Origin of the sequence: Odoribacter sp. N15.MGS-14 (assembly GCF_000980245.1) — a bacterium.
Lineage (GTDB): Bacteria > Bacteroidota > Bacteroidia > Bacteroidales > Marinifilaceae > Odoribacter > Odoribacter splanchnicus.
The window spans coordinates 59,691-68,322 of sequence record NZ_LARE01000008.1; the positions used below are offsets into that span (position 1 = coordinate 59,691).

8 protein-coding genes and 3 pseudogenes are annotated in these 8,632 nt (G+C 41.0%); 8 read left to right on the forward strand and 3 right to left on the reverse strand.

Annotated elements, in window-relative coordinates; translation table 11 throughout:
• Positions 1-10: 10 nt before the first annotated feature.
• Positions 11-802: a patatin-like phospholipase family protein gene (locus WS34_RS03005; RefSeq protein WP_013610925.1), complete on the reverse strand. Its 792-nt coding sequence runs from the start codon at positions 800-802 to the stop codon at positions 11-13.
• 199 nt (positions 803-1,001) lie between these two features.
• On the opposite strand from WS34_RS03005, the gene guaA reads away from it, so the two are divergent.
• From guaA to WS34_RS03040, 7 genes are all read left to right on the forward strand, one after another.
• Entirely contained in the window at positions 1,002-2,531 is a 1,530-nt protein-coding gene (gene guaA, locus WS34_RS03010; RefSeq protein ID WP_013610926.1) for a glutamine-hydrolyzing GMP synthase, read from the forward strand.
• 228 nt (positions 2,532-2,759) lie between these two features.
• Positions 2,760-3,788: a DHH family phosphoesterase gene (locus tag WS34_RS03015; protein ID WP_013610927.1), complete on the forward strand. Its 1,029-nt coding sequence runs from the start codon at positions 2,760-2,762 to the stop codon at positions 3,786-3,788.
• A 32-nt stretch (positions 3,789-3,820) separates the two neighbouring features.
• Positions 3,821-4,156 (forward strand): DUF1904 family protein, encoded by a 336-nt coding sequence (locus WS34_RS03020; protein ID WP_046403068.1) that lies wholly within the window; start codon positions 3,821-3,823, stop codon positions 4,154-4,156.
• A gap of 86 nt (positions 4,157-4,242) precedes the next feature.
• Positions 4,243-4,668, forward strand: coding sequence for a MarR family winged helix-turn-helix transcriptional regulator (locus WS34_RS03025; RefSeq protein WP_013610929.1), 426 nt, complete (start codon positions 4,243-4,245; stop codon positions 4,666-4,668).
• A 44-nt stretch (positions 4,669-4,712) separates the two neighbouring features.
• Positions 4,713-6,176 (forward strand): aminoacyl-histidine dipeptidase, encoded by a 1,464-nt coding sequence (locus WS34_RS03030; RefSeq protein ID WP_046403070.1) that lies wholly within the window; start codon positions 4,713-4,715, stop codon positions 6,174-6,176.
• The gene (msrC, locus tag WS34_RS03035) at positions 6,176-6,646 is read left to right on the forward strand and encodes a free L-methionine (R)-S-oxide reductase MsrC (RefSeq protein ID WP_013610931.1); all 471 of its coding nucleotides are present in this window, start codon (positions 6,176-6,178) and stop codon (positions 6,644-6,646) included. Before WS34_RS03030 ends, msrC begins: the two co-directional genes overlap by 1 nt.
• Positions 6,647-6,787: 141 nt before the next feature.
• Positions 6,788-7,522 carry a tetratricopeptide repeat protein gene (locus WS34_RS03040; protein WP_013610932.1) on the forward strand — a complete coding sequence of 245 codons (735 nt, stop codon included), beginning with the start codon at positions 6,788-6,790 and terminating at the stop codon, positions 7,520-7,522.
• 140 nt (positions 7,523-7,662) lie between these two features.
• Here WS34_RS03040 and WS34_RS15380 read toward each other — a convergent pair.
• Positions 7,663-7,773, reverse strand: a pseudogene (locus WS34_RS15380) (HAD hydrolase-like protein); the annotation flags it as partial.
• Positions 7,770-8,211 (reverse strand): annotated as a pseudogene (locus WS34_RS03045) (sugar O-acetyltransferase). The pseudogenes WS34_RS03045 and WS34_RS15380, both read right to left, overlap by 4 nt.
• 2 nt (positions 8,212-8,213) lie before the next feature.
• Between WS34_RS03045 and WS34_RS15385 the strand changes: the two are divergent.
• Positions 8,214-8,457, forward strand: a pseudogene (locus WS34_RS15385) (AraC family transcriptional regulator); the annotation flags it as partial.
• Positions 8,458-8,632: the final 175 nt, after the last annotated feature.

Genomic DNA, 8,632 nt, shown 5'->3' on the forward strand with positions numbered 1-8,632 from the left:
GACCGGACGATCAGGCCAAAACCTGATGCCGGGTCTGTAAGATCGAATTTTTTAGAATACGTTTGGCTGTGAGATATCCCTCTTCATAGATCTCTCTGATGTGTTCCAGATCGAACATGCTGTATTTGGTCATATTTTGGGGGGATATGAATACATCGCACATATTCCGGTCGATATCGGTATTCCGGTCCAGACCCAGATGAAAAGAACGGATAGCCATACCGATCATGTTGGTGATTTTTTCCGAAGTATCTATCGAATTGATTTCGACGGCTATAATTTTCTCGCAACGCTTGCGTATGGGACGTACGGGAAGATTCATAAAGACTCCTCCGTCGACATAATCGACATGATCGATTTCCCGGGGAGTAAAGACTACCGGGATAGAGCAGGAAGCAATAATGCAGGGGAGAAGTTCTCCCTTTTCAAAATGGACGGGTACAGCTCCGTTAATGTCACTGGCTGTAATGACCAGGGGAATTTTCAGTTCTTCAAAAGTCTTGACATGCAGAAATTCTGCCAGCCGTTCTTCCATACCGTTCATAATCATGATCCCTTTCTTCGACATGGTGGGACGGGCAAAATGCAAAATTTTTTTCCCCAGGAAAAAATTCAAACATTCTTCGGGGGTATGACCGGCGGCAATCATGGCTCCGACAATCGAGCCGGCACTGGTGCCCGAGATGATATCGGGACGGAGGCCTGCTTCATACATGGCTTGTACGACTCCGATGTGGGCGAAGCCCCGGGCTCCACCGCCGCTGAGCACCAATCCTAACCGATATCGAGGTGTTGTATCCATAAATAATAGTTTCTAATTACCGATTTGTACGAAAATCCCGAGGTGGGGTTTTCATTGGCCAAAAATATAAAAGAAATTGTTTATTTGAGAGTATTCTTATCAGTTTAAATAATAGTTCTAAACCTGAAATTTATGAAAAGATATTTTTTACCTTTTACCTTTAATTTTTATCTTTGCACCTCAAATCAAAACAAATAAGATGCAGGAAAAAATTTTGATATTGGACTTCGGATCGCAGTACACCCAGTTGATTGCGAGAAGAGTCCGGGAATTGAATGTATATTGTGAGATTTATCCTTACAATCATTATCCGGCTCTCGACTCCTCTGTAAAAGGAGTTATTCTTTCCGGAAGTCCTTTTTCCGTCAGGGATGATAAAGCTCCTCAGCCGGATCTGACGGCGATAAAAGGTCAGTTGCCTTTATTGGGAGTGTGTTTTGGCGCTCAGTATTTGGCTCATCATTTCGGAGGAGAGGTAAAGGCTTCTAACAAACGTGAATATGGCAGGGCGAATTTAGCTTTCGTCGATAAAACAAGTAAGCTGTTTAAAGGTATCGGCGATAATTCACAGGTATGGATGTCACATGGAGATACGATAGAAAAATTACCGGCAGGCTGTCAGGTGATTGCCAGTACCAAAGATGTGAAAAATGCCGCTTTTAAGGTAGAGAACGAGATTACTTACGGTATTCAGTTCCATCCTGAAGTATATCATAGTACCGAGGGAACTTGTCTGCTTCGCAACTTTGTGGTGGGTATCTGCGGATGTTCACAGAACTGGACCCCCGATTCTTTTGTAGAGACGACAGTGGCTGAATTAAAACAGAAATTGGGAGACGACCGGGTGATTCTGGGATTATCCGGTGGGGTAGATTCTACTGTAGCAGCTATGTTATTGCATCGGGCTGTTGGTAAAAATCTGACCTGTATCTTTGTTGATAATGGTTTGCTGAGAAAAGACGAATATAAAACGGTTCTGGAGAATTATAAAGAGTTAGGACTGAATGTGGTCGGAGCGGAATCCGGAGATTTGTTTTTAGGACGTCTGGCAGGTGTCACCGAACCTGAAAAGAAACGGAAAATTATCGGAAGTACTTTTATCGATGTTTTCGATCAGGAAGCTTCTAAAATAGAAGATGCCAAATGGCTGGGACAAGGTACGATCTATCCCGATGTGATTGAATCGCTTTCGGTAAACGGACCTTCACAGACTATTAAATCCCATCACAACGTGGGAGGTTTGCCCGATTATATGAAATTAAAACTGGTAGAACCTCTCCGTTTGTTATTTAAAGATGAAGTTCGCCGGGTAGGAAAAAGTCTTGGTTTGCCGGATAAATTCCTGCAACGTCATCCTTTCCCAGGTCCGGGCTTGGCTATCCGGATCTTAGGCGAGATCACTCCCGAAAAAGTAAGACTTTTGCAAGAAGCCGATCACATTTTTATTTCTATGCTTCAGGAAGAAGGATTGTATAATAAAGTCTGGCAGGCCGGAGTGATGCTGCTACCGGTACAGAGTGTCGGTGTGATGGGAGATGAGCGGACTTATGAAAGTGTGGTTGCGCTTCGGGCAGTTGAATCGACAGATGGCATGACCGCCGATTGGTGTCACTTGCCTTATGAATTTCTGGCCCGGGTTTCCAATCGGATTATAAATAATGTCCGGGGGATCAACCGTGTTGTTTATGACATCAGTTCAAAACCACCTGCAACAATCGAGTGGGAATAATCTATAAACCAGTCCTAATGACTGTTTTTTATAACTCACGGAGGTAGGCGCTATGCCTCGTGAGTTATTCTATTTTAAAAATAGATTTAGTTTTATTACCTTTGAAGCCGTGAGATCGTAAATTATCACGTGGGAATAACTAGCTGGTAAGTTGTCCTTGGGGGCAGCTTATTTTTTTAGAGATAAAGGTAGATCCCTGTATAATAGGAAAATAAAAACAATTGGTTTATGAAAAATAATGCGGATGAAATAAGGAGATTAAAAGAACGATTAGGGCAGGGGACTTTAAAAACGGTGATTATTCCTCATATTTCGGCAGATGGTGATGCGGCAGGCTCTTGTTCGGCTTTGTCTGAAGTGTTGCAGCAAGTGGGAATAGAATGGCATATCCTGACCTGTGATTTTATTCCGGAATATCTCCGTTTTTTGAAAAATATCTCTTCGGCTATTTCTTTTCAGGAAAAACCGGAAGAATGTAAACGCTTACTTGCCGATGCCGACCTTATTTTTATGCTCGATCACAATACAGTTGCCCGGGAAGGTGACCTTGAAAATTGGGTGGTGGCTTCTCCTGCCGGGCGTGTAATCATCGACCATCATCCGGATCCCGATCCGCAACAATACGTAATCTCCGATACTCAGGTTTCTTCGACTTGTGAACTACTCTATATCGTCATGTCACAGATTTGGGGAAAGGAGATCGTTACTCCGGATATCGCCGGCGCTTTGTACACCGGCATTAATACCGATACGGGAGGATTGAGTCATAATTCTTCTCATCCGCAGACCTATCGGATTATCGCAGACCTGTTGGAAGCAGGATTGGACAAAGCTTATATCCATGAACGGATTTATCAAATGAACAATTTATCCCGTCTGCGTCTGATTGGAAATGTTTTACTCAATAAACTGGAGGTGAATGAACAATATCCGGTGGCTATTATGCCGATTACCCGGGAAGAATTAGACCGCTATAATTACAAAGACGGAGACTTGGAAGGGTTGGTCAATATTCCGCTCTCTGTTCACAATGTCTGTGTATCGGTACAAATCACGGAACGCAGGGAAAGGGTAAAATTATCTTTTCGTTCTAAGGGAAATGTGCCGGTCAATGAATGGGCTAAGGCTTTTTTCAATGGGGGAGGTCATTTGAATGCTGCCGGAGGACAGATGGATTTGCCGCTGGCAGAAGTGGTGAGAAAGGTAAAAGAAACGATTCCCTGGTTTTTCGAACAACTAAAAAACAGCGGTATTTAAATATTCATATTCTACTAAAAACTTTTATTGTTATGCCTTTTTTTAAATTTCATTTTGTAGAAGCTTCCCGGATGGCAGGTGTGAGTCGTCGGATGGCAGACCGGCTACAAGAGACGATCGGATGCCCGCGTGAACATATCGTGTTCGAGCTGATTCATTCCAGCGTGGTCGAAGATGTAACCATTAAGAGCGGTAATGATTGGCCTTATGTAGAAGTAGATTATTTTGAACGGCCTCCGGAGGTACAACACGAAGTTGCGAAAGTCATTTATGAATGTCTGATGGCCGCCGGATATCCGAATTCGGATGTATATTTTCGTTACCTGACTCCTGAGAATTATTATGAAAATGGAGCCTGTCTGAAATAAATATGTTGATAAAAAACGGGCCGATTTGGTGTGAAATATAAAAAGAATGCTTATGTTTGCGTATAGTATAAAACGCAACATAAACTATGGATGATGTCAGAGAATTAGTCTCTTATCTCAGTAAAGCTGAGCGGGGATATACCAAAACTTTAAATCGTGAGTTTTTGAAAGCCGGATTCGATTTGAGCAGGGAACAATATGAATTATTACAGGTGCTCTGGGCGGAAGATCACGTGAATCAGCAAACTATTTCCAAGAGGCTTCAGAAAGATAAATACAATGTGACGAAACTATTGAATACCCTGACGAAACGTGGGTTTGTGCAGCGGAAAATGTGTCAGGAAGATAAGCGGAATAATTTTGTGGTCCTGACCGAAAAAGGCATAGAGGCCAAAAAGGTTTTGACCAATATCGAAGAGCAGGTACATGCTGACCTGACTTTTACCATTGCTCCGCAGGAAATTAAATCTTGTGTTTGGGTGTTGAAGAAATTAACGGATATGATGGGCTAACGTCATATCCGTTGTTGTTAAATAAACCATGAAAAACAAATAAAATGGAAATTTTTAAAGGATTACAACCCGAATTGGTGTGGAGTTATTTCGAAGAGATCTGTAAAATTCCCCGCCCATCTAAAAAAGAAGAAAAAATAGCTGCCTGGTTGATGGAATTTGCTAAGAAACATCAGCTGGAAGCTCGTCAGGATGAAGCAGGTAATGTATTGATTACGAAGCCGGCTACTCCGGGAAAAGAACAAACCCCGGGTGTGGTTTTACAAGCACATATGGATATGGTTTGTGAGAAAAATGCAGATACCGTTCATGACTTCGATAAAGATCCGATAAAATCTTATATAGACGGTGAATGGGTAAAAGCCAAAGGTACGACACTGGGAGCGGACGATGGTATTGGAATAGCTGCTGCATTGGCTGTTTTGACAGATGAAAATATTCAGCACGGACCTTTGGAATGTCTGTTTACCGTTGACGAAGAAACCGGATTGACCGGGGCTTTTGCTTTACAGCCTGGATTTTTTCAGGGCAAGATATTATTGAATCTGGATTCGGAAGATGAAGGGGAAATTTTTATCGGATGTGCCGGTGGAATCGATACCGTTATTCGCTTGCCTTACCGAAAAATGGTTTTACCTGCCCATAAATTTGCTGTTCAGGTTAAAGTGAAAGGATTGCAGGGCGGACATTCCGGTGATGATATTAATAAAGGGAGAGGAAATGCGATCAAGATATTGAATCGCTTTCTGTGGGATTTGAATGAGCGGTATGGTCTGTTGGTTGCATCTTTGGAAGGAGGAAACCTGAGAAATGCCATAGCCCGGGAAGCTAATGCGGTGATCGTTTTCGATGAAGTCCTGAAAGAAAATATCCGGGTTGACTTCAATATGTATGCAGCTGAGATGGAGGAGGTTTGGAAAATAACAGAACCGGGACTACAGTTGGAACTGGAATCTGTCGATTTACCTGGAGAGGTATTGACTCAGGAATTTACCAATAAATTATTGAATGCCTTGTATGCTTGTCCTCATGGTGTATTCGCGATGAGTTATCGGATGCCTGGAATGGTAGAAACTTCTACTAACCTTGCAGCAGTGAAATTTATCGAAAACGATACGATCTTGATTACTACTTCCCAGAGAAGTGATGTCGACTCGGAGAAGATGAATATTGCTCATATGGTGGCTGCAGTATTCCGTTTGATCGGTGCTGAAGTGGAGCATGGAGAAGGATATCCGGGGTGGGCACCTAATCCGGAATCCGCTATTTTGAAAATTGCAGTGGAATCTTATAAACAACTGTTCGGTTATGAACCTGTAGTCAGATCTATCCATGCAGGATTGGAATGTGGACTGTTTTTGGAGAAATATCCCGGAATGGATATGATTTCCTTCGGCCCGACCTTACGTGGTGTGCATTCCCCGGATGAGAAAGTAGATATCGAAACAGTCGGGAAATGGTGGAAACATTTAGTGGATATTTTGGAACGTTTAACAAAAGAGGCCTAATGAACGATACAGGTAAAAGTGCTAAACTAGCCAAATATGACCGGCTGTATGAGCAAATTAAAGGTTATATTCATACCACTGAAGATATTTGGGCACGATTAGCGACCATGGAAGCTGTTTTGCACCATAAAATGCAGACATTTTTTTGGACCGGAGTATATGCGTTGATCGATGACGAACTGATCGTCCGTTCTTATCAGGGGCCTGTGGCCTGCCAGAAATTACGGCATCATACCGGAGTATGCTGGGCTGCTGTTTCTTCTGAAAAGACCGTTATAGTCGGGAATGTTGAAGACTTTCCCGGTCATATTGCTTGCAATTCCATGTCTAAAAGTGAAATTGTCATCCCTATTCGTGATCCCGAAGGAAAGGTTTTTGCTTGTCTGGACATAGATAGTGATAAGCTTGATGCCTTCGATCAGGAAGACGAAGAAGGATTGAAAAAAATTTTATCCTTGCTCTATGAATGAATAGAAAAGTAACCCCTGCATGTGAAAATAATAGCTCATTTGTAAAAAATCTGAAAATGATTTTGAATTTTAGAGAGACATTTTTACCTTAGGGGCTGTAACTATTATAAAAATGATAACTATTAAATATTATTCTGAACTATGAAAAGAATTGCATTTTTAATTTTAAGTGTTTTATTGACGGTAAGTGTTTTTGCTCAGGATCCGGGGGCTACAGAAAAAAATGCCGGTAATGCAGCTGTTAAAGCTAAAAATTATCCAGAGGCTTTCAAGCAATATGAAGCTTATCTGAAAATTGTAAACAATAAAGATAATGCAACTGTCTATAATACGGCTTACTGTGCTACTAAAATAAAGAATTACGCAGCTGCTGAGAAATATTTTGATATGTCTATCAAAAATAACTACAAAGGTGCGTCTTCTTATCTGGGAAAAGCACAGGCACAAAAAAGCCAGAATAAAACTGCAGAAATGTTGACCACTTTGCAGGATGGAATGAAAGCATTTCCGGGAAATATGAAGTTGGAAACCATGTATGCTGCTTATTATATGAAGGAAGGACAGACATTCCAAAAAGCAGGTGATGAAGCGAAGGCTGCTGAAAATTATACTAAAGTGGTGAATTTGACAACCAAGAGTTTTAAAACCCAGGGACTGGCCAGCTTAGCTAGTTTATACTTTAACAATGGAGCAAAGATTTTGCAGGCAGCAACTCCGATAGCGAATAGCGATAAAGCAAAATATGATGCTGAGAAAGCTAAAGCGGTGAACGACTTCAAAAAAGCAAAGGATTATCTGGTACAAGCTCAATCTTTAGATCCGGCAAATCAGGATGTAAAAGATCTGATGAAACAGGTAAACGAAGCTCTGAAATAAAAAATTTCAATACGAATAAAAACGGTTCCTCTTTTTCAGGAATCGTTTTTTTTGGAACTCCGGGACGGACTTTTCGTCCGCTTTTTAGATTACTTTGGAACATATCTAAATCATTGCAATAGAATTATCGATTGGATAGAACTAAACACTTTTGATGTATAGGGAACTACTGCCTGTTTAAAGGCTTCGATACACATTGGGATCGTATCGGCAATTGTACCATCCAAATCAAAAGTTATCAATTTTATCATGGTTTCTTAGTTTGATTGATTTGACGTATCACTTTACATGGATTTCCAACAGCCAAACTATTTGCCGGAATATCTTTTGTAACGATACTACCTGCTCCGATTACACTACCGTACCCAATTGTAATTCCGGGAAGGATTACTACGCCGCCACCGATCCAGCATCCGTCCTTAATCGTAATAGGCAAAGCGTAAGTACGGCGAATTCGTTGTATTCCATCTTCTGTTTCGACAGGTGCTAGCCGTTCATCTAAATCAGTAGGGTGAGTTGCTGTATAAAGCTGAACATTAGGAGCAATAAGAACATTACTTCCGATTGTAATTTTATTACAATCCACAAAAGTACAACCGGTATATCAATAACTTATGTGTCCGGGTCTTTAAAGCCAAGAAAACCTGGTTGTGGCAATCATACCATTCACCGGCCAGACATTTTTCTATATTTGTTTTTACCTCCACAAGCCGATGAATGTTCAGCTAATAAGTCTCTCGATATTCTTCAATATATCCAGGCAAATATCTATCAGACAGATAAAATCAGAGCAAAAGAAATTAACCAGTACTTCGGTATATCTGAAAGTTACTTAGGACGTTATATAAAAAAGCACACCAATGAAACAATGCAGCACTACATATAACAAAGGCTGTAGTCCTTCAAGTTTCAGAAAAAGTAATAAGACAATATAATGCGCATCTATTCTTAATCTAATATGTTTCAGCGATAACATAATTATCTGTTTTCTGCCAGTGATAGTCAAATCTCACCACTTCCAGACAGTTTGAAAAACGGCTCTTGATTCTTCTTTCATTTGCAGGTGAAAATTTAATCAACACGTTTTATAAACGATTAAAAATTGAAAGT

Bases quoted from the DNA above. Each gene is read 5' to 3' on its own strand.
- WS34_RS03005 (WP_013610925.1), bottom strand. From the start codon at position 802: ATGGATACAACACCTCGATATCGGTTAGGATTGGTGCTCAGCGGCGGT.
- guaA (WP_013610926.1), top strand. From the start codon at position 1,002: ATGCAGGAAAAAATTTTGATATTGGACTTCGGATCGCAGTACACCCAG.
- WS34_RS03015 (WP_013610927.1), top strand. From the start codon at position 2,760: ATGAAAAATAATGCGGATGAAATAAGGAGATTAAAAGAACGATTAGGG.
- WS34_RS03020 (WP_046403068.1), top strand. From the start codon at position 3,821: ATGCCTTTTTTTAAATTTCATTTTGTAGAAGCTTCCCGGATGGCAGGT.
- WS34_RS03025 (WP_013610929.1), top strand. From the start codon at position 4,243: ATGGATGATGTCAGAGAATTAGTCTCTTATCTCAGTAAAGCTGAGCGG.
- WS34_RS03030 (WP_046403070.1), top strand. From the start codon at position 4,713: ATGGAAATTTTTAAAGGATTACAACCCGAATTGGTGTGGAGTTATTTC.
- msrC (WP_013610931.1), top strand. From the start codon at position 6,176: ATGAACGATACAGGTAAAAGTGCTAAACTAGCCAAATATGACCGGCTG.
- WS34_RS03040 (WP_013610932.1), top strand. From the start codon at position 6,788: ATGAAAAGAATTGCATTTTTAATTTTAAGTGTTTTATTGACGGTAAGT.